The sequence below is a fragment of the Caballeronia fortuita genome (genome assembly GCF_001544835.2).
GTDB classification, from domain to species: Bacteria; Pseudomonadota; Gammaproteobacteria; order Burkholderiales; family Burkholderiaceae; genus Caballeronia; species Caballeronia fortuita.
In genome coordinates this window covers 35044-60625 of the sequence record NZ_FCNX02000011.1, presented here as the reverse complement: position 1 = coordinate 60625, position 25582 = coordinate 35044, and the positions used below count along the sequence as shown (strand labels likewise).

The following is a 25582-nucleotide window of genomic DNA, read 5'->3' as shown; positions in this document are numbered from 1 at the left end:
CATAGAAATTAATGTGCGCTGATACTTCAGGCAACCGGCGCCACTGCCGTAAGTAAGTCATGAAAGCTCCAGAATTTCCGAACAGTGCGTACGATCTTCGGGTTACAGACGTCGACCTCGCTCACCTGCGCACCATGGTGCAGGCCGAGAGTCGCAGTGTGTCGCCGGTATTTCCGCTGCCTTATTGGCGGCGCCGCGTGGTCGTTGTTATGGCAACAAGGCATTTGCTACCCGCGCAGCTAGCCTTGGCTAGCGCGCTACTTGCGCAAATCGATTGCGCTGCAGGGGTTCAAGTCGAATCGGCGACGTACGCCTGACTGCAGCGGCCCTGGTGTGAGCAATGACCAAAACGCATCGTGCGCTAAAACGAATTGGTCGAACAGATTCTCTGGTTCCCGTATTTGTTTGCGAAGATCGCTCGCGAGTTGTAATCGTTACTGTCGCTTCGACGCTTCCTTCTTCAGTTTCTTCGCTTCTTTCTTTTCCTTCGGCGTTTTGGTGGCGACCTTCTTTTCGGCCTTCTTGGCATCGTGGGCTTTGCTCATGACGATTCTCCGATTTCGATGGAACGGATGTGGTTTAAGCGTTATGCAAACCGTAGGCCTGGAGGCAGCAGAGGCACGATATACAAGCAAGTCGCAAATTCACTGCTGTCCGTACAGCAGCGCGAGAACTCGACAGTTTACTACTCGTTCATGAGGCGCGGCTTGGGATGCCGCGGAGAACTGCAACAAGCCTGTCATGATCGATGGGACGCGCGATTGGTCGGCATTCCGTCAATGACGAGCGGCCAAGGCTGATTTTTGGCTATTGAGCTGGCGCTCGGGTTCGGTGGTTAGCAATTTGGAAGTAGGTCAGCAGAAGCAAGGGCGCTGCTCCCGCAAAACCGTAGGAGTTTCCCTCTACTATCCCACCCAGCGTCACCAATGCGCTGACCATGAAAGAGAAGCTTTTCTGTCCGACACTGAGCTTTCCGTACAAATTTTTCATACTCGCGGCGAAAAAAGCCCGCCGGGACGGGCGAAGATGATACCCAAACTGCAAAGGTATTTTATCGACTGCCTCGTCGCTCACAGTCGGTTAGCCCACGTTCGCCGGACGCGGGATCGATCGCGAGCGTTCGGGTAACGGGCTGGAGAGCGCACGGCATCGCTGCAATTCTTGCAACGCTCTGGCAAGCAATGGCCAGCGAATGAGCCGACGTCGAAGGCCAGTAATCGTCCGGTCCGTCAAGAACGACGCGGTAGGATGTCTCATCGCGCTGAAGAGCGATGGCCTCAGCGACGCCCTTCGCTTCCAACTCCCCGCATATAAGGTGCAGTTGCGATCGCCTGGACGGTCGTCAGCTTGTTCTTGACACAATGACAGGCTCATTGAATTCCGATCGCCTCGGGCGCAGCCACCTATGCGAGGCGCAGGTGGACGATGTTGCTAGTTAGTTATTCAGAATAACGACGACTTCGTGAAATGCTTCAAGCGACCGTTTCCCAATTATTGATGCTTCCCCAACCGACCGCCACACGGGCGCTCTAGCCGCGCTGCTGCAGTGTTCCAGGAGGGATTTTCTGAGTTTCTCAGACCAAGCAATCAATGGCGTCTCGACTATAATCTTGAAGTTAGCATGTCAACGATTGCAGGGAGCCCTACCTTATGAGTCAACCCCGCGGGCGATATGCGGGATCTCGAGACAGCGGCCAGCGCCAGCCTCGCCATGTGAGCCAATCCTCGTCCAACCGGCAGAGACAGACCTACGCGAAGGCGCCTGCCCGAGAGTCTGCCCAGACCGCCTCAATCTTCAAAACGCGTTCATTTCAATTTCTGGTCGATGCGGTGGGCGCCGAGAATATCGCGTTAGGTCTGGATTCCAGCATGACGCGAGTGGCCGAACTCTTGAAGGGCGAAAGGTTCACGCCCGAGACCGCCTTTCACATGGAAACCACGCTCGGGTTGCCGCACGGCTTCTTTGATCAGCCGCATCCCCTACTCACGCCCGAGACCATTGCTCGCCTGAAGTCACCGCTCGACTTCGTTGAAACGGACGAGAAACTGGACGCAGAGTCTGAGACGCATGAGCCTGCTACGGCCCTCGACGTCGGCCATCAACCCTCTCTTGAAGTTCGTTCGTCTGAGGACGCGGAAATGCCAAAGAAACCAGCGGGCAGTTCGCCCAGCGCTAGCAGGAATAATGAGCGCGGGATGGCCAAACAGCCCAGCCGAGATGCTTCCCTCAAGGGTGCACCATCAACATCCAAAGCATCTCAAAAATCGACCCAGCAGCACGCGCTGCCCTTGAAAGACGCCGCCGATGTCGAAAGCATTCGACGCGCTAACCTTCACGTTCTGACGACCCGCAACGGATCGAAAGTAAGACTGGGTATAGTCATGGCGTTGAGCGGGTCGAACATGGCCCATCGGTTGCATAGCAAGAAGCGCATGGACGATGTCGAAGCGAGCCGTTTCACTGAGCGCCTTGGCTTGCCAGTCGGCTGGCTCGATACGCCGCGCTCCGAAGTTGAAATTCCGGAGTCAGTGTCACGTTTGCTGACCCCTGCTGCGCGGGGTCGTGCATCTGTTCACCACGAATCCGTTCAACACGACGAGCCGCCTGTGCTCGCAACTCAGAACCGCGTGCGAAGCAAGCGTGCCGCAGTGGAGGCGCGCCCGGGTGGCCCTCATCTCGATGGCCTGGGTGATGCACAAAGCTTGACTTCAGCAGATGTCCAGAGAGGGGAAGAGACGATCGGCGCCGGGCCGCTAGATCAGGTCAGTGCCGCTTTGGGCGAGCTGGCGGGTCACTCGCTGAACGAAAGCGAGCAGCATGTCCCATTCGCCTCACCCGTCGCACCGGTAACGATTGTTCCGCCACCCGCCTCCGTCCGACCCGAGCGAAAAGCCGCGTCGCTCCCGTCCCCTTCCGTGACCAGCCTGGACAATCTTCACGGGATCGAGCCGATCGCTGAAGCCTTGATCAAGACGCTAGCGGGCAAAGCACGCGCGGGTCGATTGGACGAGTTGAAGGCGCTGGAGCTTTTGCAGCAAGCGATATTGCTGTAACGCCAGGGCCAACTGCCGACAGCCATCGTGCTGCGATGCCGGGTCTGGCGAGCGGCGCACAGCGCGAGCGTCCGCTGATTTTTGAGCGACGATACGGCAAGGGCGCGCGCTCTTCCCATGAGGCCCGCGCCGCTTGTCACCATGGCGGCCGGCCCGGCGCTGACCGGTGTTCGAGTTGTCACATCGATCTCGCATCGACGCGGGACTGTGACTGAGTGGTCGGAAACTCAGTGGTCAAGAAATTGCCGGAGCTTGTCTGCCCGGCTCGGGTGCATCAGTTTTCGCATCGCCTTGCTTTCGATCTGCCGGATCCGTTCGCGCGTCACGTCGAATTGCTTACCTAGCTCTTCAAGCGTGAAGTCGGACGGGGTGTCGATGCCGAAACGCATCCTCAGTACCTTCGCTTCACGCGGCGACAGCGCATCGAGCGCCTCGTCGATCGCATCGCGCAGGTTGGCATGCACGGCCGCGTCCGCGGGTGACGCCGCCATCGGATCTTCGATCATGTCGCCAAGCGTCGCATCCGCGTCCTCGCCCACCGGCATCTCAAGTGACACCGGTTGCTTGGCGGCCTTCAACATGGCGCGAACCTTCTCTTCGGTCACTTCCATGCGCTCCGCCAGTAATGCAGGATGCGCTTCCTGACCGGTCTGTTGCAGAATCTCGCGCGAAATCCGATTGAGCTTGTTGATCGATTCGATCATATGCACCGGCACGCGAATCGTGCGCGCCTGATCCGCAAGCGAACGCGTCACCGCTTGCCGCACCCACCACGTCGCATAGGTGGAAAATTTCCAGCCACGTCGATACTCGAATTTGTCGACGGCTTTCATCAGGCCGATATTGCCTTCCTGGATCAGATCGAAGAAGTGCATGCCGCGGTTCACGTACTTCTTTGCGATAGAGATCACGAGGCGCAGGTTAGCTTCGATCATCTCGCCCTTGGCCTGACGCATTTTCGACTCGGCCGCCATCATCTGCCGGTTGATTTTCTTCAGTTGCTGCAGCGGCAGAGCGGCGGCGGCTTCGATCTCGATCAGCTTTTCCTGCTCCGCCTGAATCGCCGGCAGACTGCGCTCCAGTGCGGCGCCATACTTGCTCGACGCCGTAACCATGCGTTCGGTCCAGCCAAGATCGGTTTCATGTCCCGGAAAGGACTCGACAAACTTCTCGCGCGGCATCCCGCACCGGTCGACGGCAATCTGCAGAACGCGGCGCTCGATCGCGCGCACCTGCGTGACTTGCTGCTGCACGTTCGCGCACAGCCGATCGATCGTTCGCGCCGTAAAGCGAATGGGCGCCAGTTCGCGCTGCATCGCCTCACACACGTGTGCGAAGGCGACCATGTTCGCGCCTTGAGTCGCGTCGGCGTGCGGAAGTTGGACGAACAACTCGCGCACGCGCGCAAAAATGGCGAGGCTGTCGTTCGTGAGCTGCTTCAGACGGGCTTCGTCTGCCTTCGCAGAATCCACTGGCTCGGTCTCGCCGCATTCGTCGACCAGCTCATCGCCCTCTTCGTCTCCTTTCTCCTCATTGCCGTCATTGCCGTCATCGCCATCGGCGGCGTCCGCGGTGAGCTCAGCCGAATCTGTGGAGTCCGGGCCCCCCGCATCCGCCGGGGCGTCTTCATTGAGACCGTCAACCAATTCGTCAATGCGCAGTTCACCCGCCTCAATTTGCTCCACGCTTGAAAGGATCGCGGAGACCGTCGCCGGAGAGGCCGCAATCGCGTGGATCATTTCGTGAAGTCCCTCTTCGATGCGTTTCGCAATCTCGACTTCACCCGCGCGGGTCAGCAACTCCGTCCCACCCATTTCGCGCATGTACATCCGCACGGGATCGGTGGTGCGACCGAATTCAGAATCCACCGTGGCGAGGGTGACTTCCGCTTCCTCGTCAGTCTGATCGTCCGACATGGCGGCCGGCGTAACGCCGTTCAGGAGCAGCGTCTCCGCATCCGGCGTCTGCTCGTAGACCGCCACGCCCATGTCGTTAAAGGTGCTGACGATGGTTTCGATTGCAGCGGTCTGCGCGAAGTTGTCGGGCAAGTGATCGTTGATTTCTGCGTGAGTCAGGTAGCCGCGCGACTTGCCCAACTGGATCAGCGCGCGCATCTGGCGCTGCCGCTCTTCGTCCTGCAGTGCCGAGGACATCGTGTCCATCGGCAGCAGAAGTGCAGCAGGCTTGGCCTTGGGCCCACGTCGGCCGGGGGCCTTAGGCACGAACGCGGTTGTAGCAGACTCAGAAATCTCACGATCAAAGCTTGTCATGCATTCTCCTTGGCAGGTGTGCTCGGCGACGGCGAGTCCGGCAGTTGAGAGCATCGCGGCCGGCGCGTCACGGACATTCAAGGGCTGAAGGCGGACGCGATTGGTGATATCGCAACGAGCGGGTGACGCGGCCCACTTACACGAGCGGGCCGGATGAAATGGTGCAATCAAGCGACAGTGCTATGTGAGCACTGCCTAAAATTGTAGCACGAATTGCTGCGCCGCACCAAATCGAGGACATACTCACGGTTCAACACGGCATGACGGTGCTAAGCGACGACGAATGTTCGCCGCCTTGGGCGCTCGATCTCAACTCGCCCTTGAAGCGCATCGACGCTGCACTTCAGATGGCCGGCATCGACACGACGCAGCCGTTGCGTGCGCCCATCGAACGTTCGCCGGGCGACGATGAGAATGACGCGCCGCGGCCGGCGCGACCAGGCGAGTGAGATGGGTCGCTGGAATAATTCACGAACCGCGCGGGTTCAGACGCCAAAGACGGCCCTAGGCGGGTCAATGCGCTGGACCGCTCGGGGCGATCGACCGATTGGATCAAAGCTCAAGTGCAATTTGCGACAAGCGTTCGGCGGCGGCGACTTCTCGCGCCTCAAAGGGGCGAAGTCTGGCGTTCGTTCGCTTCTCCTCGACGTCTATGAAACGGAGGGCTCGCTGCAGTATGACTCACTACAGTATGCGGGGCATGTAACACCGCATCTTTCGTCAACCCGCAGCACCTTATTCGCCAAGCGCGCCAATGCGTTTCAGCAGGCGGCTCCGCCCTTTTACAACGCCCCCGAGCCTGAGCGCGAAAGAGTGTTCCATTGGCTGACGCCCGGCATTGTGGTCGAGGTCTTGTTCCTCGCGTGAACACCTTCGGGTGAGGTGCGGCACCCAGTGTTCCAAGCGCTCCGCGAAGACACCGCAGCGAGCGCGGTCACGGAAGAGAAGGTTGTCGACGCCCCGACTTCTGGTGTTGTCGGTTCTACCTGCGAAAAGCCCGCCCCGCCTGCGCCCTCCCCCGCCTGCATCTCACGACCCACTGCAGGACGGATAGCCGTGCGCGTCGAGCACCTGCTGCATCGTCGAAGGCTCCCACGAGCCCGGTCGACTCTGCATCATCGCGGCGTCTTCCGCCAATAGGGTCAGCAGTTTCTTCACATTCAGCTCGCCGTGCGTGTTCGCCCCGCCGCTGCTTTTGTGCGCCGCGTTGCAGCGCGCGACCACCGAGCGCAGGGCGGCATGCACGCTATCGTCCAGTTCCAACTCAATCCTGACCATCGTGTCCTCAGGGTTTCACATCGCAAGCTACAGTCGAAGGCGCTCGAAAACGCCGCGCCAAGACGAGCACCGTTTTTTTGCGCGCATCGAATACGCAGGCGCCGGGACGGTCGAACATGAGGTCAAACATGATCCCCGACTGCATCTCGAATAGGAATTCAGCGGCCCCGTCTCCCGAGCGCCACACGCCTTGAAGCACGGTTAGGATTCGCAGAACGCCGCATGACGCGGAACTCTCCTCGACGTTTTTTTGCCGCATGCCTTCTCGCCGCCCACATTCTCGACCTTCGCGCGCGTCCTCGCGCAAGCCCCTCAACAAAGCCATGTTGCTGCCGATGCCACAGAACGCGGCGCGAGAAATCTCCCTGGTGAATCATCTGACTTTGCGGCGTGTCGAAGAGGCACCGGCTCTGCGTATCTGTTCAATGAACTGATCCGGGTAATCTATCTCGCCTACTATGTTCGGGACGCGGGCTTTGGCGAAACCGACTTGATCATCTACGCGCGCGCCGAGGCGGCCATGGACCGCGTTCTGCAACGCGCCGAACAATCCCGGGCCTGGGCACTCGACGCCAACGACATCCCGCTTTTCGAGGCCGTGCTGCGGCAATCGGATCGTCAGCTCGCAAACGCGCCAAGGCATGTTCATCTTGGCGCGCGTTACCGGCTCGACTGTTTCGCTGCCAGCGATCGAACCTCCCCGCTGCGTGCCGCGGCGACCAGCCACTCAGCTGGCTACAAAGCCGGCCACTGAGCCGGCCTGGTGGGACGGGGCCTACCACGCCGGGAATCCAATTTTTGCCCAACGTATCAATGCACACAAAACGCGTTTCTTTTGATACGCAAGCAGCGCCCGAGAGGCATATCGAGCCAGTCCGGGCCGCAAAATCGCGGGGGCACGTGCGTCCCGACCCATGGCAGCGTGAAACAATGCGCGATTTCGCCGCGTTTTCGCCGCACATCCGTTTTAAAACAACTACTTAGATTGAGCCGCGGTCTCCGCGGCAATGTTTCACGCCGAGTTAATCTCTAGGAGGGCATGAATCCGCGAGGAACGTAGGACTCCGTATTATTTTTTCAATGATCCAGCTGTTTGTGTGGTGAAGCGTCTGGTTGTATCGGGGACGCTGTCTCGCCGCGGGGCTCGACCGGTGAAGGACGCACGCAAACGAGAGCGCGATGTGCGGGTCCGGAGACGCGGAGATCGTTCGATGTGCGGACATCGTCGGCGCCTGCCGGACGATGACCGCCCATTTTTCCGCCAGTGCTTACGCCGGCTTGATATTCGCTGCCTGCTTGCCCTTCGGACCCATCTTCTCGTCGAAGGTCACCTTCTGGCTTCCTTGAGCGTTTTAAAACCCTCGGCGCGGATTTCCGAGAAATGGGCGAACAAATCCTCACCTCCGCCATCGGGCGTAATGAAGCCAAAGCCTTTGTCGTCCTTGAACCACTTGACCGTACCAGTTGCCATCTTTGTTGACCTGAAAAGTTGAAAACGGCGCCGCCCTCGCGCGCGCCGGACGCTATCTTGACTCGCTGGCACGCACTAGGCAACCGAGAAGATCGAGACGCGGCCCCTTCCGAATAATCCGTCTGAACGCCATTGCGTGCGCTTGGGTGAACTCGCTCGGCCCTCCCCTGCTTCGCCCCATGGCGCACGAAAACGGTATAAACGGCTGCCGTGCGCGGCCTTCGATCGGCCACTGGATGCGGATCTGGATCGATGGTTGGACCCACCGCGATGCACAGGCGACGCCCCTCCCCAACCGGTCGGCGCGAATGAACCGAGCACGGAGCGGGCGGATGCGCGTGTGATGAGGTCGACTCGCCCGCGGTCGGACGGTCCGTTTAATGACCTGCTAATGGGTGGGGGGGCAACACCGTGTCCGGCGTCCAGGCACCAGAGGCGATGGTTCTGGGGATCCTTCGCTGGATGCGGCGTCCTCGTTGAATCCGGTGCCCGTCGAGACCACCCTCGCGCCTCGAGACCCGGTGCCGGCGCGGTCTGAAAGTCACGACCGGTCCGACGTCCCCGCAGCACGAAACGCGCTGCTCGCGCGATTCGCTCGGTCACTTTCCGCGCCGTCGAGCATGGCCGCTTATCGTCGGCTCACGAGATCTACACCGGCCTGCAGACATCAGCGGACGGGCCCACCGTCCATTCCGCCGGGCCCAGTTTCGCGATCCCCCGCTCCGGCCGGCAAGGCTTCCGGAACGCCGGCCCGGCGCGCCCACGCTTCGTCTGAAAGCGCGGATTCTCCGCACACGCGACAGGCGACGTTGCACGCCAAGGTCGCCAGTAAGGGTCGTATCGGTCGTCCAACAGCGTGGCTTCTTGTGCGGCGCTTTGGACCGCTGTTGGGTCGTCTGGGCCGGCTGCAGAGGTCGTCCGCACGTCGGCGCGCTACGCGTGAAAGGCGCGCAAAATTCGCGTAGTCGCTCTGGCCAGGACGGGGAACCTCGTCGGGTTCGCCCCGGCATTTCGCTCGTGTGACGCCAGGCAGTTCATCGTCTGCCTGCCGCACTAGCGTATGGGTGTGCGGCACGAATGATCGGCGCGGGGACCGCGGACATCTTGCGACCCGGCACGCGTACTCGCTCAACGGTCGGCGATGAGCATTCGCTCTGATCCTTGACGTCGTTCGCCGCCCGACCTGATGCTCCGCGTCGCGGCTTGCTTCGCCTCCCTTCCGCGTGCGCTCGATGTTGGCGCCCCGTTCGGCTCACACCGTTGTCTCGCTCAGATCGTTTCGTCCTGGCGCCGCGATCGCCGTCTTGAGAGACGGTTTTCGAGCGCGCGTCGCACCTGCGCATGCGGGCGATGTGCGGAGCTTTGTGGACGATCGGTAGTTGCATTTCTATTAGGGCAGGCGAGTCAGTCGCGTCCACGTGTCGTGCACGTCCCTGCGTTCGTTGATGTCGCGCGACGCCGGGGCGATTCATGGGGACGCTCAGACGGCGATCGCATGCGCCACGTCACGCGCCCGCTGCCCGCACTTTCAGGAGATGACGCAGCCCAGCAATGTGGTCCCGCACCGCACCCGTGACCGTAGGCTTCGCGTGCGCCAACGGAGCCGCGCAAGGCTGGGATTTGCCCAATGCTTCCCGTTGGGCGTGAGCGAAGCGTTCGAGGTCCAGCGCGGTGGCGGGACGGAGTTGCCCGGAGGCGAGCGCCGTCGCAAACGACGGCATCCACCCCGCGGCCTGGCGGCCAATGCGCTCCGTAAGGCTAAAGATCGTCAACGAGTCACCCCCGGCCCCGATCACGAACTGGCGCGCGTCGTCCGCGTCGATGAACGTGCGGCCCGCGTGTTGGAGGGCAACGGCCTGGGCGTCCACGTGCTGCTGCGCGCGTGCTTGCTCGGCATGGTGGTCGGCGTGCCGACGGCGCACCAGGAGGGCGAAATCGACCGGATTGCGGAGCAGGGCGCGTAGGTAGTTGATCGGCGCCTTGGCGAGCTTCAGGTGATCCCAGGTGGCTTCCACGACATCGGAGAGGCGCTTGCCGTGCTCACGCGCCTCGCGCATAAGTTTGAAAATTAAGAAATCAAAAAACCCCAGGGTGCGCAGGCGCTGAAGATCCGCAGGCAGTTGGCCCGGTTGTCTCTTTTGAGAAACAGAAGGGCTTAGATCCTTATATATTCCACCGTCTGCCACATTGGCAGACGGTACAGCCGAAGAAGGTTGGGCCGAGGCGGCTGCGGTTGATGAGGGCGTCTGGGCGGGTTTGTTCTCGTGCGTGCGCGGAGGCTCAATGAGGCCGAGGAGGGCTGCGGCATGTTCAGTGAGATGAAGGTAGGCGCGACCAAACAACCCGGCTTCGACATAGCGGCCCTGCGGGCGACGCTCGATGAGTCCAGCGACCTCGAGATCGTCGAGACTCCGATAGAACGTCCGCATGGATTGAAGCGCGCGACCCGTGAGCAACTCGCGGCGCGCAAAAATCGCGGCGAACGGCTTTGCAGCGTCGACGGTACGGGCGAGGGCAGAGAGCACAGCGCGAGCGCGCGGCGGAATCTGTTCGATGTGCGCGGCGCGAAACGCCGCCCGGAAAATGATCCAGGGCAGGTTGGTCGAGTCACAGCGAAAAGCGGTGAGGGCGGCCGAATCCTCGGGGTGTGCTTCACCCTCGCCAGCAACGAAGCGTTGCGCGATAGACATGTCGAGCGGTCCATTTCGGTAAATGGATGGGTTTCGCTTGACTGTCGATCTTGTTGCGCTACACTCCGGGATGTCTGTAGTCCCTTTCCAGTTTCCAGCTGGGGAGTAGTGCGGCAAGGTTTCCAGCCAAGCCCACAATCGCAAAGGCCCTCAGTTTCCAGCTGCGGGCCTTTGTCTTTCTAGCCTCAAACTTCCTTCATTTCCTTCTCCGTTAGCGGCTGCGTAGTACGAAGATCCTAAAAATCAATAACTTACGTTTTCTGAGTCTGCGCTAGCTGCTCAAGATGTTTGCGGATCGCGTCGCGGACGGAGTTCGCGACTTCCTCTGATTGGAATTCGATTCGCATGACATTTTTTGCACTGCGGACGTCGCACCAGGTTGTTTTCCCTGAGCGGATCTTGAAGTTTGTCGCTGCTGATGCTGCTTTCTTGGTTTCGACGGACGCGCGTGCGAATTTGACCGCCTGCGATTGGTCAAGCTTCCTATCCGCAAGACGTTGGACGGCTTCTAGCACTCGGTCGCTCTTGCCAGCCTCAGAGAGGACCGCCAACTCTGCCGCGGCGTTCGCTCCCAACAGCGTCATGTTCGCTTCAAGAATGTTCCGAACCTTCTGCGGGAGACGTTCGAACGACAAAAGAGCGCTGATATGAGACGGACTGATCCCCACCTGCTCGGCAACAGACGCCTTGCTCAGTTCGGGATGCTCCGTCTGGAATCGCTTTAACCCAACGTACTTCTCGTAGTCAGTAAGGTCCGACTGCATCAAATTCGCGAAGAAGGCTCCTTCATCGGCCTCTTCAGCCGTTGCCTCGCCCAGCACGCAGCGAATTGTTTCTCGCCCTAGTTCACGATAAGCATCGCTTCGATGGTGTCCCGAGATAATTTCGAAACCGCCTTCTGTGCGAGGCAGGACAACCACTGGGTGAATGAGCTTGTTGTGCCGAAGATTGTCGCGTAGCTCGGCATACTTCTCCGGAGCCATGTATCTGCGCCGGCCCGGGACCTCATGCAGATCGGAAAGAGGCACATCTACGGCGCCGCCCATCTGCTTGGCCTCCTGCAACTCCTTTTTAAGGCGGTCGATCTCATCCTGCTGTTGCTCCGACTTCGCCTGGAGGTGCATTAATTGACCGGGAGCGGTGCGAGGCGTCGTCGCGGCTCGATTCTGGGCCTTGTCTGCCTCGTCATCTGTAAGGCGTATGTTCGCGGCCTTGGAGGCAAAATTCTTCATGCTCATGATCCGTTACCCCCTTTCTGCCAAAGAGCTGACACTCGATCATCGACGCGATCGACGAATTGGTCACAGGGCGTCCGAATCCGACGCAGTGTCTCGGCGCCACCTTCATATGTCGTGATGTCGTAGACCGTCGCGAACCGCATATTTGTATTGCGTGCGACATCGGTTTCCGGAATTTCGACTGGGATGACCCGGTTACCATAGAGTTGGCTAATCCACGATTGGACTGCCTTTGCTGCCGGCTTTGGAGTCATGCGTGTGATGAGAATGTCGAGGAAGTCGAATTCTTTTCGTGACTGTTCTCCCCGTGCTGCCATGCCTGTCACCAAATCTGAAAACAAGTGCCAAAACTGCACCATCGAGGCGAACGATAAAACGTCAGGTACGACTGGCACGATTACCCCGTCGGCCGCGAAGATCGCATTGATGGTCAGATAGCTCAGCGTCGGTGCCGTGTCCAAAATGATGTAGTCGTACTCTTCACGCAGAGCTTCAATTCCCGCGTGAAGGACGTTTTCGAACCGCTCGCCGCGGGCGCCCGCTGATGCGCGCGCAGGCAGCATAAACTCAGCGTTGAAGAGTTCGGTGGACGACGGAATGAGGTCCAAGTTGGGCCAGTAGGTCTCTTGGGGAAGAGCGCGCATGTCAAAGTCGTCACCCCTCAAGTAGGCCTCGATCAAGGGCATTATGGTTTGCGAAGCGTCGACTTCCGCGTGCGGGTTGATCCCGTACAGCGTTGTCGCACTTCCTTGTGGGTCGAGATCGATGTGGCAAACACGTCGACCACGACGCATCGCCAGCCCCTGTGCGAGGACAGTTGACATCGTGGTCTTGGTCACGCCGCCCTTGAAGTTAGCGACGGCAATAATCTTGCCGGGACCCGATCTCGGGGTCGGAGCGAGCTCGGCACGGACCCATTGAACAGCCTCGTCTACGGTGAACTGACGCGGAGAGCCTCGACGCGCTTGCTTGCCTTGAGGAAGCTCACCCTTCTTGAGCATGTAAGCCATCCGCTGGACGTCAATCCCGCACATCTCCTGGACCCGCGCCGAACTGATCATCGGCGGAACCTTCCTTGGAAAAGGTTCGAGTAGCTCGTCGCGGATCTTCTGCAGCATGAAGTCGGACAGTCCAGCGAGCTTGATAAGATCTTCTGGCGTAGTCTTACCGGGATTGGCGAGGTCTAAGTCCATGGTCCACTTTTCATCGTTTGGAATTATTCTATCGGTAAACGAGATTTCTGGCCGACCGATAGAATCAAGGGGGACTATAGACGTCTAGTGCAGTAAACGCAAGTTAACTTTGAGCTGTTCGAAACGCGCATCGCCTTATGGAACGGTATGGCGAGCCGTTTTTCGCGAAAGGACGTTAAGTGTGAAACAAAGGTGACGGCGTCAAACACCATATGAAACAAGCGTAGAGGACGCTGAGTGTCCTCATTTTGACGAGGGTGTTGCGAAAAACATTTGGAAACTGTTTTGGGGTCAAATCGCTGACGTCAATGTGCCGACGAAACCAAACAGTCGGGGATTGCTGATGCGCTACGCATGGGAGCGCGAGCAGGACCTTCGGTTGAATTTACGACATGCTCGAGCCTAGAACCTTGATCGCTTCGCCTCCATAGCTCGTTAACTTCCGCGACTTGAAACCGTGGCGAAACCGAAGGACGAGTCCTGCGGAGGAAATATCGCGGAAACGCTGATGTCGAGCGAATGTTGCTCGAGATCGCTTAGGTGCGTCAGGTCACACCGCAGATCCGAGACTACTTTGGGTATTTGAACAAAATCTGGATCGAAGAAAATCTTGGCCAGCGCGTGCCCTTGGAGAAGATCCGCCTGTTACTGAATGAACAGGCGTTGCGAAGGGCGCGCCTGCAGGACTGATGCCACCGCCCCGTAGAGTCGACCTCGACGAACCGGAATCCGCGCTCAATGACTAGCACTCGTCGATCAAGGCGCCCCCCAAGTGGTCATCTGCCGAAGCGGCAAGTCGAGAACTAATCCCCTTAGACTGCTGACCCCGAATCAAGGCAAATCCAGACCCCAACCATCCATGGCGGTCGCCTGTCGGCGCCCCTCCCAACCTAATAGCGGCGCGGAGCGCCGACAGGGCACACGCACCTGCGGCGCCTGTGCCGCGGGGTTGCTCGTGCGGGAAACATGTCGTCGCGCTCCATCCTTCGTTTGCCGTTCAAAGCGCGTTTCACCTGCCCTTCAAAGCCGCCCCTTATCCGACGCATAGCACGAACCAGATTCGGCACAAGGGTCCGCTTCGCCACGTCCTCACCCGTTCGATGCTCGCCTGCGGCTGCGCTTCGCTGCGGCCTCCGGGCGCGCCCTTGCACCGAATCCGGCCCGTGCAAAACATGCGCCGAGGCGGCTCCGAAGAGCAGATGAAACTGAACGACAGACAAAGGAGGAAGTGATGAGCACGACGACCACCCGCACAAGCAATCCCACCAACGAAGCGGGCGTTCCTCCCGCACCCTCCGAGGCTCACCAAAGAACATATGCCGAGGGCGACGTTCGTGTGGTCACTGTTGATGGTTCACGAATCCAGTTGGAGTACCACGACGGCAGATGGTTGAACGTGATGGTAACGACGCTCTGATTTTCGAGCTAACCTTGAGGATACCAAATCATGGTAACGAAACACTTTACCTGTGCTGAGACCGCCACGCTGATTCGCCAGTCTCTCGCGGAGGCATTCAAGGGTGTGAAGTTTTCGGTCCGCAGCCGCACCTACAGCGGCGGGGCATCGATCTACGTGAGTTGGACCGATGGTCCGAACGCAGCACAGGTCGAAGCCATCACAGGCGGATTCAAGGCGGCGTACTTCGATAGTTTGATCGATTATCAAGGATCGATCTATCACATGATGGACGGTCAACAAGTCTGCTTTGGTGCGGACCATATCGCGATGGTTCGCCAGCATAGCGACGCCGCCATTCAATGCGCCATCGACCGCGTGTATCGACGCTACAAAGGCAACTTTACAGAGAACGGCCTGATCGCGCCGACTGTCGATCAATTCCGCTCGGGCGAATTCTACCGGGTCCAACCTTCAGGATTGCATTGGGACGGGGCGAGCAGCGTACAGACCATGATTCATGCCGTGCTCGCGAAACAGAGTGACCGCCTCAAAGTGACCCAAAGCACGATTGCATTGCGGAAGTTCGTAACCCATGACGATGGTTATAGCCGAGCCCACGGCGAGGGGTTTTGCGCCGTTAGGGCTATCGGTCCCGTCGGCATCGTAGACACCGACTGATCCAGTAAGGCGAGGGCGGTGGCCAACCTCGGCGATCGCCCCTATTTCACATCAACCTCGTTTCTAAACCTGCCAACGACCCACGCGGAACCTCTATCCGCGTTACCCGGTAGTTGGCATACCCTGGGAGCTTGAAAATGGATGATCGCAACGACGCCATCGACGTGCAGAACGATATTGTCGAGCTTTACGGTGCAGCAACGTCGCCCACGGAACTTGAAAAAACTTTCGGCGGCGACAGCGCCATCGAACGAGTCGCACTGTCGCGCCTGAGCCCATCGCCCCGAAACGTGCGCCGCAAAGCCGCCACAGGCATCGAGGGCCTTGCCGACAGCATCGCCGCGAAAGGTCTGCTGCAAAATCTCGTCGCTCACCCGATGCAGGGCGCACGCGGAAAAAGGGGAAGCTCTGTGTGTGCGCCGGTCAGCGACGACTCGCCGCACTTCAATTACTCGCAGACCGTGGCGTCATCAGCGCGGATGAGTTGATCCCGGTGAGGGTCGTCACTGAGGCCGAAGCCGTCGCCGCGTCGCTTATCGAGAATCATGCACGCGAGCCGATGCATGGTGCGGATCAGGCGATGGCGTTCCGGATGCTGATCGAGGAGGGCAAGAGCGCAGATTACATTGCCGCGCTTTTCTCGGTGCCGGTATTGACGGTGCAGCGACGCCTCAAAATCGCCAACGTCTCGACCAGACTGTTGGACGTGTTCCGCAATGACGGCATGAGCATCGAGCAGGTGATCGCACTCGCGCTGACCGATGACCACGACTTACAGGAACGGTTGTGGTTCGACGCCCCGCAGTCGTGGCTGCGCGATCCGCACCAGCTTCGCGCCTCGATCACGAAAGAAGATATCGAGGTAAGGAACAACCCGCTCGTGGCTTTTGTGACGGTGGACGCCTACGAGGCCGCCGGTGGATTCGTGCGCCGTGACCTGTTCAGCGACGACGATAATGCGGGATACATCGGCGACGCTGGACTGTTGCAGAAACTTGCGACCGACCGTCTGATCGAGATTGCACAGACGATCAGCACCGAAGGGTGGAAATGGGTCGAAACGCGGATCAGACGCGACTACAGTGAATTGAGCGCGTATGGTCGGCTCTCGTCCCACACGCGCGACATGACGAAGAAGGAAGAGCGCGAGTTCGCCACGCTGAAAAAGGCGCGGGACGCCGCGAGCGATGCACTCAATGCCTACTACGATGACGAGCCCGGTGAGGAAGACGAGAAAAAGCGCGACGCGTTGGAAGAAGCCGCGAACGCAGCGAGCGATGCATGCGATGCTTTTGTCGAAAGCATGGAAACGTGGTCGCCCGAACAACTGATGAGCGGTGGCGCTTTCGTGTTCCTGAACTACACGGGCGAGGTCCTGATCGAACGGGGCTTTCTGAAACCCGAGGACAAGCCGACGCGCGAAGGCGTTACCACGGAGCCGCCCACCGGTACGCTCGAGCCGACGAAAAAAAGAAAAGCCGCTTCACAGCGAAAAACTCTGCCGACGCTTGACCGCGCATCGGACCGCCGCAGTTCAAGTTGAACTTGCCGCCCAACCAGACATTGCACTGGCCGTGCTCATGCACCACATGATTCCGATCATTTTCCGCGATCAGTTTGGTTTTGGGATCAGCGGGATGGTGCTGGAGGCACAGTTCACATCGTCGCACGACAAGCTGCTGCGCGAGGCGGATGATATGGCGGAGAGCCGCGCATGGAAGCAGATCGAAGCCGAGCGCGCGAAGTGGTCTGCGATGCTGCCTAAGAGAAGTGCCGAGCTTTTGCCGTGGCTGTTGCAGCAGAGCGATGACGTCACGTCAAACCTCTTTGCGTTTTGTGTCGCAGCGACCCTCGACAGTGTGAGCGGGTCCGATAGGGCGCATCCGGTGAACACCCTGTGCAACGTGCTGAATCTCGATATGACCAAGTACTGGATGGCCACGCAGGCGAGTTACCTGAATCACATCTCGAAGGGTCGAATTGCTGAGGTAGTGAGTGCCGCACTCTCGGCGGATGCAGCGTCTCCGCTTGTGTCGAGCAAGAAGGACCAAGCCGCGTCAATGGCCGAGCGGTTGTTGTCCGAGACTGGCTGGCTCCCGGAAGTACTCGTCAATCGCGAAGTTCCGCGAGATTACAGCTTGGCATCTTCCGAGACTGAGGAAGAGGATTCTGACGACGAGGAGGGCAGTCGAGAAGAAATCGGAGGAGAAGAAGGACAGTGACACGCAGGGTTTGCTGAGGGGATAGCGGTTGCATAACCGCTCGGTCTCAGATAGAGACAGTACGCCCAGAACGCCCCATTCCCGACCGGTCTGGGGCGTTCTGTTGACCGATATTGACTCCGCGCGGATAATTTAGCCCCGAATGCACAAATTCAGATGGGGGCAAAAACATGGCAGGAGAGAGGATGACAGCGAAGGACTTCAAGTCGCTCATGCCCCGCCTGAAGAGGATGACTGTCGGCAACGTGGAAATTGCTCGCCGCGTGCTAGTTGACGGTATTTCGCAGGTAGACGCCGCGTCAGAGAGCGGGCTGAGCAAGCAACGCGTCGGCGCGGTAATCAAAGCCGTTCAAGCGGCAGCGAGGGCGATTCCCCCTGATTGGGAACAAGTAGACGTCTGGCTCCCGCCAGAGCTTGCTGCGAAGGTGCGACAAATGGCCGAGGAGGCCAAGGCACAACTGACCGACATCGGGGACGACGGCTTTCTGTCATCCTCGTAGCCTGCGGCGCGGGAGCGCAACTAACCATCTGAGGCCGACCCCGACCGCTAATGCTCTAGCCAGAGTTGATGGCAGGAGGGAGGAGCGCGATGCTGTCTACAAAGAGCGGAGGAAGCAGAAAAAACTGCGCGCCGTTCCGGCGCGCAAGCGTGTCGCAGCATGGCGAATGCTTCGCTGCGAGCGGACTTCCGTTCAAAGGAAGGTAACGTCGGCACCCCTTTCACGTGGATGAGTAGGCGTGTTTGGCGATCTGCGCATCCCTCACATGCCGGCGGCCAGCTTACTTCCGATAAAGCCGCCGACGATGCCAGCAGTCAGCGCGAATACTCCAAGCAGCATCACGAGCCGCCGCGCTTTGTGTTCAAACGCCGCATTGGCGGCCACAAGTTGGACAGCGCCACTGTTGAGTTGATTCCCGACCTGTGCCGCTGCTACGCGGCCCGCCTCCAGGAGCTTGTTGCTGTTCTGCTCGATGACAGACTCGAAATTGAGCTTTGCAGCGAGGAACGCCTTGGCTGCCGCGTCGGTCGTTGCCCGCTCGATTTTGCCGGACAGTACCTCATCAGCCTGCTCGAAGCGCCGCACAAGCGCATCGGCATCTTGCAATAGCTCCGCCATCAGCGCTTCGCGTACGGTGGATACATTGCCACCCATGACGTCCCCCGTTACTTGAATAGAATCTTGTACACGTCGTCCAAGTTTTTGTGCGCGGACTTCGCGAGTCGCTGCGCCGAAATCATGCTGACTGCACGCGCCTTCGTGTCTTCGTCAGTCGCTTCGCGCAGCATCGCTCTATAGTCGGTCCCATCCGCGACGATCTCCGAAACACTCTTTTTGAGAACACGTAACCGCTCGAAAATCTCGTTTCTGAACACCGCTGCTTCCGGTTTCAGTGTGAAGCATTTGCGTTCTGTGTGAAGGCCAAAAACCGTGCTGAACAGCCGCGGCACATCGTTCGCATCTTCGGAGTCGACCTTGTTGAACACCACGCGGATTCTCTTGGCCGGGACACCGAGGGCAGCCAATGTCTCGATGGTGGTGACCGTGTCGATCTGCTGTTTCTTCTCACTTACCGCGGGCACGATGAAATAGTCGAACTCTTCATGTGAGCCGTCGAACTGGCTCATCTGCTTGATAAATTCCTCGACGTTCGATGCCCCGACATCCACGATCGCCGAATCGAGCGTCATCAGATCCTCTTGTAGCCCTCCGTAGTCCTTGCCCTTGAGGCGTTCTGCACCACTGCTGGACGATCCCGCATTGATCGTTTCGACCTCGAACTTCGGTGCGTTCATGCGCGGACCGAGGAGGTTATCTACGAGCGTCGTTTTACCCGGATTTCCACTGAAGTTGATGACGGCGACTTTCATTTGCGACTCCTCCGTTGCTGTTTGGCCAGGCGTTCATAACGTTCGAGCTTCTCGGCTTGTTCAGCCGGGTCAGGCTTCATCAGACGGTCAAGCTCCTGCATCGAGATCGGCCCTTGCGAGGCCCGGTTTGCTGGTGAATCTGAATCGTTGATCGAAGATGAGTCAGGGTAGTGTCGTTGTGACACTGGTTCGGTGGCGCTAGCCTGCCGGGCATTAGACGGAATTCTCTGCCCCGCATTCTCTCGCTCGACGTGCGTTTTCTGCCTGTATCGGTACAGATAACTTTTCAATGTCGCTTCGCTCAGATCGATTCCGCTATCTCTCAGGGCTTTGAGGATATCCGCGATCCGCACGCCTGCAGCGATCCTCTGTTCGATCACCGGCATCACTTCGCGCACTTTCGCCGCTTTGGTTTTTGGCTCCAATGCCGTCAAAGCCTGCATCACGTCACGTTGCGGCATTCATGCATCCTCCGAGCTATTGATACGCAGTCCTACTGCATCTCTCACGCATTCTTCATACTACCAACCTGCATCTGTTTTGCAACCTCTGTGCTACGCATTTGCATCCGCTTCGCCTACGCCCTTCGGGCTGGATGCTTTTCACGCCCTTAACCCTAGAGATCCCTGTCCTTAACAGGCCAGAAATCTCGATACACATCACGCACCCCCTTCGGGAATGCAAACCCTTGATATGACCGGGCGCAAACGAAAAGTGACACTACTTTGGCTCTATAGCGTTGCTATAGGAATTCACAGGAGAGCTATGTGTTTGCTCGTTTGATACCTATAGACAATACTATAGGTCAGAAGAATCAGTTACTCTAGCTTTAACAAAGGGGATGACGACGCATGAGCACAGGCAAATCGATCCCAGTCTGGTTTTCAGAGGAGGATCGCCGCAGGGTCGAGGAAGCTGCCGCATTAGCCGGCTACAAGCACCTTTCGAAATATATTCGCGATAAAGCCATGAGTCGTGAGGGCCAGCGAGAAGCGGCCCGCGACAACATGGAGTCGTGGGCTGAGCGGCAAGAGCTCCTCGGCCGACTCGCGGAAATTGAGCGTAGCCAACAAACCGCGCACACGCTGCTGTCCGCGCTCCTCTTTTTGATGCGCAAGAAAGCGACGACCGGCGAGCTCAACGATCTCATGCTTGCATGCGAGCACGCCGTGTCAGGTGCCGGGATGCTGGCGGAGTTACTTGCTGCCTCATCTCCAGAACTCGCTTCGCTGATAACCCGCTTTTCAGAGGATGCGTGATGTCAGAATCAATTGAACAAATCGACGCAGACATTCAGGCCGCACTCGACGCACCGAGCATGAGCCACTGGCTGCGCGACGCACTGATGAGCGCCCTGCGGCGCGATTGCGTTGACGCGGCTTCTGATGCACAGATACTGGCTGGGTGGCTCGCCCGGCGATGTGACGCAGTGATCGGATCGAGCAGGGGCGAAGCCGATGCAAAAGCATGAAACGGAGAACGCAACACTGCTTTTTGGCGTGAGCTTACCCATTGCCGGCTGGCTCGCCGGCACGTACGCCGCGAACGTACCGCTGCGTCCGCTCCCGGAAGCGCTCACGGCAGCCCTCCATACGACACCGCACAATCCCCTCATCGCGAGTGGCGTGCTGCTCGGTCTCGGTCTTGCAGCAACCGCCGCATATCTGCTGCACGAGTATGGTGACGACGGATTCCGCGGCGCCCGGTATCACCGATGGCTGCGTGGTGCGCGCATGGCCAACTGGCACGGTGTCAAACAACAGGTCAAGGCCGCGAATCGACGAGAAAATCGCCGTCTTCGCGCGGAACTTAAGAGCGTGGCCGACTCCGGGGTGGCGAGCCTTGGGAAACCCGACCTGCCCGCCATCATGATCGGTCGGATGCCCATGCCATTACACCTTGAGAACCGGAACACGCTGATTTGCGCGACCATCGGGGCAGGTAAGTCGGTCGCCATGGAGAGCATGATTGCATCAGCCGTGAAGCGCCGCGACAAGATGGCCGTGGTTGATCCGAACGGCACGTTCTATTCGAAGTTCAGCTTTCCCGGCGACATCATTCTCAATCCGTTTGACCAACGATCAGCCGGTTGGACCATTTTCAACGAGATCCGCGGCATTCACGACTTCGACCGGATGGCGCGAAGCATCATTCCCCCGCAGATTGATCCGACCGACGAGCAGTGGTGCGCGTACACGCGCGACGTACTCGCCGACACAATGCGGAAGCTTGTCGAGACCAATAACCCCGACCAGGACGCGCTCGTCAATCTCCTCGTGCGCGAGGATGGCGGGGTGATTCAGGCATTTCTGGCGAATACCGATTCTCAGGGCTATTTCCGCGAGAATGCGGAGAAGGCAGTCGCCTCGATCCAGTTCATGATGAACAAATATGTGCGGCCGCTTCGGTTCATGACAAAGGGCGAGTTCTCGCTATACAAATGGGTGCACGATCCGAATGCGGGCAACTTGTTCATCACGTGGCGCGAGGACATGCGCACGACGCAGCGTCCACTCGTGGCGACGTGGATCGACACGATCTGCGCCACCATCATGAGCATCCCGGATAACTCTGTGCCGCTCGCACGGCGGCTTTGGCTCTTCCTCGACGAGTTGGAATCGCTCGGCAAGCTCGAATCCTTCGTGCCGGCTGCAACGAAGGGCCGGAAGCACGGTCTGCGCATGGCCGCCTCGATTCAGGATTGGGCACAACTCGACGAAACCTATGGCAAGGACGCCGCGCGAACCCTGCTTGGGTGCTTTCGCAATTACCTTATTTTCGGCGGGTCGAATGCGCTCAATACCGACAAAGCAAGCGAGATCCTCGGCAAGCATCAGGTAGAGCGAGTCCAGATCACAACGAACGCAGGCGGTGGCGCTGCTGGCGGCGGGGGAGGGCGCAGCCGCAACATGGTCACAAGCCCACCCGAACCGGTCGTGATGGATTCAGAAATCTCGTTCTTGAAAGATCTGGAGGGTTACGTCATGTTTGGCGAAGACTTCCCCATCGCCAAAATCAAGCTGCGATACATCAAGTATCCGCATCGAGCCACAGCAATCGAGATCAAGTGAGGGAGGGTTGGCCATGCTCAACGTGACCCCGATTCGCGGCAACAATCAGTACGCCGCCGCCCACTACTTCTCGTCGGCCGATGACTACTATGCCAAGGAAAATCCTGGCGAGTGGCAGGGCGAAGGGGCGCGGCACCTCGGGCTCACTGGACCCATCGAACAGGCACAGCTCTCGCGTCTTTTGGACGGCCAGCTTCCCAACGGCGAGCGTATCCAGACGACGTTTGACCCCATCGACAGCAAGAAGCGCATGGGGCTCGATCTCACGTTCTCGGCGCCAAAGTCAGTTTCGATGCAAGCGCTAGTTGCTGGCGACCGCGAAGTGACCGCTGCGCACGACCGCGCCGTGACCCGCGCGCTCGAACAAGTCGAGCAACTTGCCGAGGCCCGCAAGAAGGTCAAGGGCAAGAGCTACCGTGAGCGCACGGGCAACATGACCATCGCCAAGTTCCGTCACGAGATGAGTCGGGCTAAGGATCCCCAGTTGCACACGCACTCGGTCGTGATGAACATGACACGGCGCGCCGATGGTGCCTGGCGTGCGCTCGCGAACGAGGACATTTTTCGCGTCCAGCACGAGGTCGATGCGATTTATAAGGCCGAGCTGGCAAAAGGCCTGCAGGCAGTTGGCTACTCGATCCGCCTGGTTGACGACAAGGGCAACTTTGAGCTCGCTCACATCAGTCGCGACCAGATCGAAGCGTTTTCAGCGCGCAGCCGAGTCATTGAAGAGGCCTTGGCGAACGAGGGTAAGACGCGCGCGAGCGCAACCACGCTCGAAAAGCAGGTAATTGCGCTCGCTACACGCCCGCGCAAGGACGAGTCCGACCGTGAGATCGTGAAGCAATACTGGGTTGAGAAAAGCCGCGACCTCGGAATTGAATATAGCCCGAACTCACGGCTCGATGGCCGGAGTTATGACGCGAACGGCGACCGAGAGCGCAGAGCAGCCGGGGAGGGCAGGCACACAAGCGGCAAGGTAGGCGGCGGGGTGAACAGCGCAGTGAGCGGCGGGGCGAACAACAGCGTCGTCGGCCACAGCGAGAGCGGTACTAAGGCCGGAAAGCGCGATCGCGTCGCCGCAACGAGTTTTCCGACGAGCCTCACGCCGGCGCAGGCGGTCGTGCAGTACGCCATCCATCACCTGACTGAACGTGAAGCCGTCGTGCGTGAGAGCGTGCTCATGGCGACCGCGCTGCGTCGAGCCGTTGGCTTAGCAGGCCCCAGCGACGTGCGCGCCGAGATCAAGCGTCTGGTCGCGCAGGGCGCGCTCATCGAGGCGGTGCCGGCCTACCGCATGGCGGACCGCAAGGAAGGCCCCGCGCTGTCCGTTGCCGGCTGGAAAAACTATCTGCAAGAGCTCAAAGGCTGGTCGAACAAGCAGGCGCAGCAGTATGCCGCCACTGCTATCAGGCAAGGCTCACTCGTGCCGGCCGAGAAGCGATACACGACGCAACAGGCGCTTGCCCGCGAAAAGGCCATTCTCGCTATCGAAAGGACCGGACGCGGGGCCGTCGCGCCGATTCTGACCGTTGACGCTGTCCGGTCGGCACTCGAACAGTCCACACTCAATGCGGGGCAGCGCTCAGCCGTAGAAACCATCGTCGCCACAGGTAATCGATTTGTGGGCATCCAGGGCGACGCCGGCACGGGGAAGACCTACACCATCAGTCAGGCAGTGTCCCTCATCAAACAGGCGTCGGCCTCGACGATGCACGAGGGCTACCGTACCGTTGCGCTCGCGCCCTACGGCAATCAGGTCAAGGCGCTCAAGAACGAGGGACTCGAAGCGCACACGCTTGCGAGTTTCCTTCGGTCGAAGGATAAGCCCGTCGACAACAAGACGATCATCGTATTGGACGAATCAGGCGTCGTCGGCGCTCGCCAGATGGAACAGCTCATGCGAACGGTTGAGCGGTCCGGTGCGCGCATGGTGCTGATCGGGGACACCAAGCAGACCGAGGCGATTGAGGCGGGCAAACCATTCGCTCAACTCCAACACGATGGCATGCAGACCGCGCGCATCAGTGAAGTTCAGCGACAAAAAGACCACGAGCTGAAGGCGGCGGTGGAACACGCAGCAGAGCGGCGCGTCACCCAATCGCTCGCGCATATCAAACACGTCGAGGAGCTGAAAGAGCCGACGGAGCGACATCGCGCGATCGTGAATGACTACATTGGCCTCACCGAAGCCGAGCGCCGTGACACACTGATTGTCGCCGGCACCAACGAAGCCCGTCGCGAAATCAATAGGATGGTGCGCGAGTCGCTAGCGCTCACCGGCAACGGGCGGGAGTTTGAGACGCTGACACGCGTAGATATGACGCAGGCACAGCGGCGCTTTGCACCGAGCTATCAACCCGGTATGGTGATTCAGCCGGAGAAGGACTACCTGAAAGCGGGCTTGATGCGAGGCGAAACGTACCGCGTGTCAGAAGCACTGCCCGGCAACGCGTTGGTTTTATCTCGGCAAGATGGCACGACGGCCACGATCAACCCGCGCAAGGTGACGCAGCTTAGCGTCTATCGTCTTGAGCGGGCCGAGCTTTCTGTCGGAGACACCGTGCGAATCAACCGAAATGATGCCGGTCGGGACCTCACGAACGGTGACCGCATGCGCGTGGCCGGCGTGATCGGTGGTGTTGTGAGCCTCGAATCGGTCGAGCACCGGGAAGGCCGGCCGGTGCGGTCAATTGATCTACCGACCGGACGACCGCTTCATCTCGAGCATGCTTATGCCTCGACCGTCCATAGTTCACAAGGCTTGACCAACGACCGGACGTTGATCGCGCTCGACACCAAGAGTCGCACCACGTCGATGAATCTGTATTACGTCGCCATCAGTCGCGCGCGATACGAGGCACGCGTCTACACGGATTCGGTCAAGTCACTGCCGGCTGCAATCGCACGCCGATTCGATAAGACGACCGCTCTGGCGATTCAGCGGGAACGCGAACTGCAACGCCGCGGCGGTGGCAAGCAGCCTGGAGGGGCAGCAGAGGGTATGCAAGGGTTGCAACGCCAACTGCCTGAGAACCTTCTCAAACCGCTGACAAACGGTCGCAAGCCTTCGGACTATGGTCGATTCAAATAGGTCGTTTCGGTAGCGAACGCGCGCTTATTGTCGGCTATTGATCGGCGCTTCGTC

22 protein-coding genes and 1 pseudogene are annotated in these 25582 nt (G+C 59.3%); 14 read left to right on the top strand and 9 right to left on the bottom strand.

Annotation, left to right across the window (positions count from 1 at the left end):
• Positions 1-1650: 1650 nt before the first annotated feature.
• Positions 1651-3054, top strand: a complete 1404-nt coding sequence (locus AWB77_RS21250; protein WP_061136428.1) for a hypothetical protein — start codon at positions 1651-1653, stop codon at positions 3052-3054.
• Positions 3055-3281: 227 nt separating this feature from the next.
• On the opposite strand, the gene rpoD is transcribed toward AWB77_RS21250, so the two are convergent.
• Positions 3282-5324: an RNA polymerase sigma factor RpoD gene (gene rpoD / locus AWB77_RS21245; protein ID WP_061136563.1), complete on the bottom strand. Its 2043-nt coding sequence runs from the start codon at positions 5322-5324 to the stop codon at positions 3282-3284.
• 260 nt (positions 5325-5584) lie between these two features.
• Here rpoD and AWB77_RS21240 point away from each other — a divergent pair, with 260 nt between their 5' ends.
• Entirely contained in the window at positions 5585-5773 is a 189-nt protein-coding gene (locus AWB77_RS21240) for a hypothetical protein (protein WP_061136427.1), read from the top strand.
• A 67-nt stretch (positions 5774-5840) separates the two neighbouring features.
• Positions 5841-6191, top strand: coding sequence for an ATP dependent DNA ligase (locus AWB77_RS21235; RefSeq protein ID WP_157694854.1), 351 nt, complete (start codon positions 5841-5843; stop codon positions 6189-6191).
• A gap of 162 nt (positions 6192-6353) precedes the next feature.
• Here AWB77_RS21235 and AWB77_RS21230 read toward each other — a convergent pair whose 3' ends face one another.
• Positions 6354-6587, bottom strand: a complete 234-nt coding sequence (locus tag AWB77_RS21230) for a hypothetical protein (protein ID WP_157694853.1) — start codon at positions 6585-6587, stop codon at positions 6354-6356.
• 265 nt (positions 6588-6852) lie between these two features.
• Between AWB77_RS21230 and AWB77_RS35915 the strand changes: the two genes are divergently transcribed.
• The gene (locus tag AWB77_RS35915; protein WP_157694852.1) at positions 6853-7356 is read left to right on the top strand and encodes a hypothetical protein; all 504 of its coding nucleotides are present in this window, start codon (positions 6853-6855) and stop codon (positions 7354-7356) included.
• A 514-nt stretch (positions 7357-7870) separates the two neighbouring features.
• Here AWB77_RS35915 and AWB77_RS21215 read toward each other — a convergent pair.
• From AWB77_RS21215 to AWB77_RS21200, 4 genes and pseudogenes are all read right to left on the bottom strand, one after another.
• A pseudogene (locus AWB77_RS21215) lies at positions 7871-8073 on the bottom strand (cold-shock protein).
• A gap of 1505 nt (positions 8074-9578) precedes the next feature.
• Positions 9579-10763, bottom strand: a complete 1185-nt coding sequence (locus AWB77_RS21210; protein WP_061136422.1) for a hypothetical protein — start codon at positions 10761-10763, stop codon at positions 9579-9581.
• A 251-nt stretch (positions 10764-11014) separates the two neighbouring features.
• Positions 11015-11995 (bottom strand): ParB/RepB/Spo0J family partition protein, encoded by a 981-nt coding sequence (locus AWB77_RS21205; RefSeq protein ID WP_244158593.1) that lies wholly within the window; start codon positions 11993-11995, stop codon positions 11015-11017.
• A 2-nt stretch (positions 11996-11997) separates the two neighbouring features.
• Entirely contained in the window at positions 11998-13194 is a 1197-nt protein-coding gene (locus tag AWB77_RS21200) for a ParA family protein (RefSeq protein ID WP_061136420.1), read from the bottom strand.
• A gap of 1231 nt (positions 13195-14425) precedes the next feature.
• Here AWB77_RS21200 and AWB77_RS35910 point away from each other — a divergent pair.
• The 6 genes from AWB77_RS35910 to AWB77_RS21185 all read left to right on the top strand — a co-directional run bounded on the left by AWB77_RS35910 (position 14426) and on the right by AWB77_RS21185 (position 17993).
• A complete protein-coding gene (locus AWB77_RS35910; RefSeq protein WP_157694851.1) occupies positions 14426-14611 on the top strand; it encodes a hypothetical protein in 186 nt (61 codons plus the stop codon).
• A 30-nt stretch (positions 14612-14641) separates the two neighbouring features.
• Complete coding sequence (locus AWB77_RS21195; protein ID WP_063936531.1) at positions 14642-15271, top strand: LPD29 domain-containing protein; 630 nt, start codon at positions 14642-14644, stop codon at positions 15269-15271.
• A 137-nt stretch (positions 15272-15408) separates the two neighbouring features.
• Positions 15409-15759 carry a ParB N-terminal domain-containing protein gene (locus AWB77_RS36940; protein WP_244158592.1) on the top strand — a complete coding sequence of 117 codons (351 nt, stop codon included), beginning with the start codon at positions 15409-15411 and terminating at the stop codon, positions 15757-15759.
• Positions 15760-15764: 5 nt separating this feature from the next.
• Positions 15765-16814, top strand: coding sequence for a ParB/RepB/Spo0J family partition protein (locus tag AWB77_RS36935; RefSeq protein WP_244158591.1), 1050 nt, complete (start codon positions 15765-15767; stop codon positions 16812-16814).
• A 37-nt stretch (positions 16815-16851) separates the two neighbouring features.
• Positions 16852-17493 (top strand): hypothetical protein, encoded by a 642-nt coding sequence (locus AWB77_RS36930; protein ID WP_244158590.1) that lies wholly within the window; start codon positions 16852-16854, stop codon positions 17491-17493.
• A 185-nt stretch (positions 17494-17678) separates the two neighbouring features.
• Entirely contained in the window at positions 17679-17993 is a 315-nt protein-coding gene (locus AWB77_RS21185) for a TrfB-related DNA-binding protein (protein WP_063936538.1), read from the top strand.
• Between the two features lie 261 nt (positions 17994-18254).
• Here the strand turns inward: AWB77_RS21185 and AWB77_RS21180 are convergent, their stop codons facing one another.
• The 3 genes from AWB77_RS21180 to AWB77_RS21170 are packed head-to-tail and all read right to left on the bottom strand — an operon-like array spanning position 18255 to position 19824.
• On the bottom strand, positions 18255-18647 hold the full coding sequence (locus tag AWB77_RS21180) for a hypothetical protein (RefSeq protein ID WP_208601540.1): 393 nt from the start codon (positions 18645-18647) through the stop codon (positions 18255-18257).
• 11 nt (positions 18648-18658) lie between these two features.
• Positions 18659-19363, bottom strand: coding sequence for a StbB family protein (gene stbB, locus AWB77_RS21175; protein ID WP_061136418.1), 705 nt, complete (start codon positions 19361-19363; stop codon positions 18659-18661).
• Complete coding sequence (locus tag AWB77_RS21170; protein WP_061136417.1) at positions 19360-19824, bottom strand: hypothetical protein; 465 nt, start codon at positions 19822-19824, stop codon at positions 19360-19362. The genes stbB and AWB77_RS21170 overlap by 4 nt, the downstream gene beginning before the upstream one ends.
• Positions 19825-20214: 390 nt before the next feature.
• Between AWB77_RS21170 and AWB77_RS21165 the strand changes: the two genes are divergently transcribed.
• The 4 genes from AWB77_RS21165 to mobF are packed head-to-tail and all read left to right on the top strand — an operon-like array spanning position 20215 to position 25528.
• On the top strand, positions 20215-20622 hold the full coding sequence (locus AWB77_RS21165) for a hypothetical protein (protein WP_061136416.1): 408 nt from the start codon (positions 20215-20217) through the stop codon (positions 20620-20622).
• Entirely contained in the window at positions 20622-20834 is a 213-nt protein-coding gene (locus AWB77_RS21160) for a hypothetical protein (protein ID WP_061136415.1), read from the top strand. Before AWB77_RS21165 ends, AWB77_RS21160 begins: the two co-directional genes overlap by 1 nt.
• On the top strand, positions 20821-22434 hold the full coding sequence (locus AWB77_RS21155) for a type IV secretion system DNA-binding domain-containing protein (RefSeq protein WP_061136414.1): 1614 nt from the start codon (positions 20821-20823) through the stop codon (positions 22432-22434). The genes AWB77_RS21160 and AWB77_RS21155 overlap by 14 nt, the downstream gene beginning before the upstream one ends.
• Before the next feature lie 13 nt (positions 22435-22447).
• Positions 22448-25528 carry a MobF family relaxase gene (gene mobF / locus AWB77_RS21150; RefSeq protein WP_061136413.1) on the top strand — a complete coding sequence of 1027 codons (3081 nt, stop codon included), beginning with the start codon at positions 22448-22450 and terminating at the stop codon, positions 25526-25528.
• Positions 25529-25582: the final 54 nt, after the last annotated feature.

What these genes read in the sequence shown, in the direction of transcription:
- AWB77_RS21250 (WP_061136428.1), top strand. Translation starts at nt 1,651, where the DNA reads ATGAGTCAACCCCGCGGGCGATATGCGGGATCTCGAGACAGCGGCCAG.
- rpoD (WP_061136563.1), bottom strand. Translation starts at nt 5,324, where the DNA reads ATGACAAGCTTTGATCGTGAGATTTCTGAGTCTGCTACAACCGCGTTC.
- AWB77_RS21240 (WP_061136427.1), top strand. Translation starts at nt 5,585, where the DNA reads ATGACGGTGCTAAGCGACGACGAATGTTCGCCGCCTTGGGCGCTCGAT.
- AWB77_RS21235 (WP_157694854.1), top strand. Translation starts at nt 5,841, where the DNA reads ATGCGCTGGACCGCTCGGGGCGATCGACCGATTGGATCAAAGCTCAAG.
- AWB77_RS21210 (WP_061136422.1), bottom strand. Translation starts at nt 10,763, where the DNA reads ATGTCTATCGCGCAACGCTTCGTTGCTGGCGAGGGTGAAGCACACCCC.
- AWB77_RS21205 (WP_244158593.1), bottom strand. Translation starts at nt 11,995, where the DNA reads ATGAAGAATTTTGCCTCCAAGGCCGCGAACATACGCCTTACAGATGAC.
- AWB77_RS21200 (WP_061136420.1), bottom strand. Translation starts at nt 13,194, where the DNA reads ATGGACTTAGACCTCGCCAATCCCGGTAAGACTACGCCAGAAGATCTT.
- AWB77_RS35910 (WP_157694851.1), top strand. Translation starts at nt 14,426, where the DNA reads ATGAGCACGACGACCACCCGCACAAGCAATCCCACCAACGAAGCGGGC.
- AWB77_RS21195 (WP_063936531.1), top strand. Translation starts at nt 14,642, where the DNA reads ATGGTAACGAAACACTTTACCTGTGCTGAGACCGCCACGCTGATTCGC.
- AWB77_RS36940 (WP_244158592.1), top strand. Translation starts at nt 15,409, where the DNA reads ATGGATGATCGCAACGACGCCATCGACGTGCAGAACGATATTGTCGAG.
- AWB77_RS36930 (WP_244158590.1), top strand. Translation starts at nt 16,852, where the DNA reads ATGCACCACATGATTCCGATCATTTTCCGCGATCAGTTTGGTTTTGGG.
- AWB77_RS21185 (WP_063936538.1), top strand. Translation starts at nt 17,679, where the DNA reads ATGACAGCGAAGGACTTCAAGTCGCTCATGCCCCGCCTGAAGAGGATG.
- AWB77_RS21180 (WP_208601540.1), bottom strand. Translation starts at nt 18,647, where the DNA reads ATGGGTGGCAATGTATCCACCGTACGCGAAGCGCTGATGGCGGAGCTA.
- stbB (WP_061136418.1), bottom strand. Translation starts at nt 19,363, where the DNA reads ATGAAAGTCGCCGTCATCAACTTCAGTGGAAATCCGGGTAAAACGACG.
- AWB77_RS21170 (WP_061136417.1), bottom strand. Translation starts at nt 19,824, where the DNA reads ATGCCGCAACGTGACGTGATGCAGGCTTTGACGGCATTGGAGCCAAAA.
- AWB77_RS21165 (WP_061136416.1), top strand. Translation starts at nt 20,215, where the DNA reads ATGAGCACAGGCAAATCGATCCCAGTCTGGTTTTCAGAGGAGGATCGC.
- AWB77_RS21160 (WP_061136415.1), top strand. Translation starts at nt 20,622, where the DNA reads ATGTCAGAATCAATTGAACAAATCGACGCAGACATTCAGGCCGCACTC.
- AWB77_RS21155 (WP_061136414.1), top strand. Translation starts at nt 20,821, where the DNA reads ATGCAAAAGCATGAAACGGAGAACGCAACACTGCTTTTTGGCGTGAGC.
- mobF (WP_061136413.1), top strand. Translation starts at nt 22,448, where the DNA reads ATGCTCAACGTGACCCCGATTCGCGGCAACAATCAGTACGCCGCCGCC.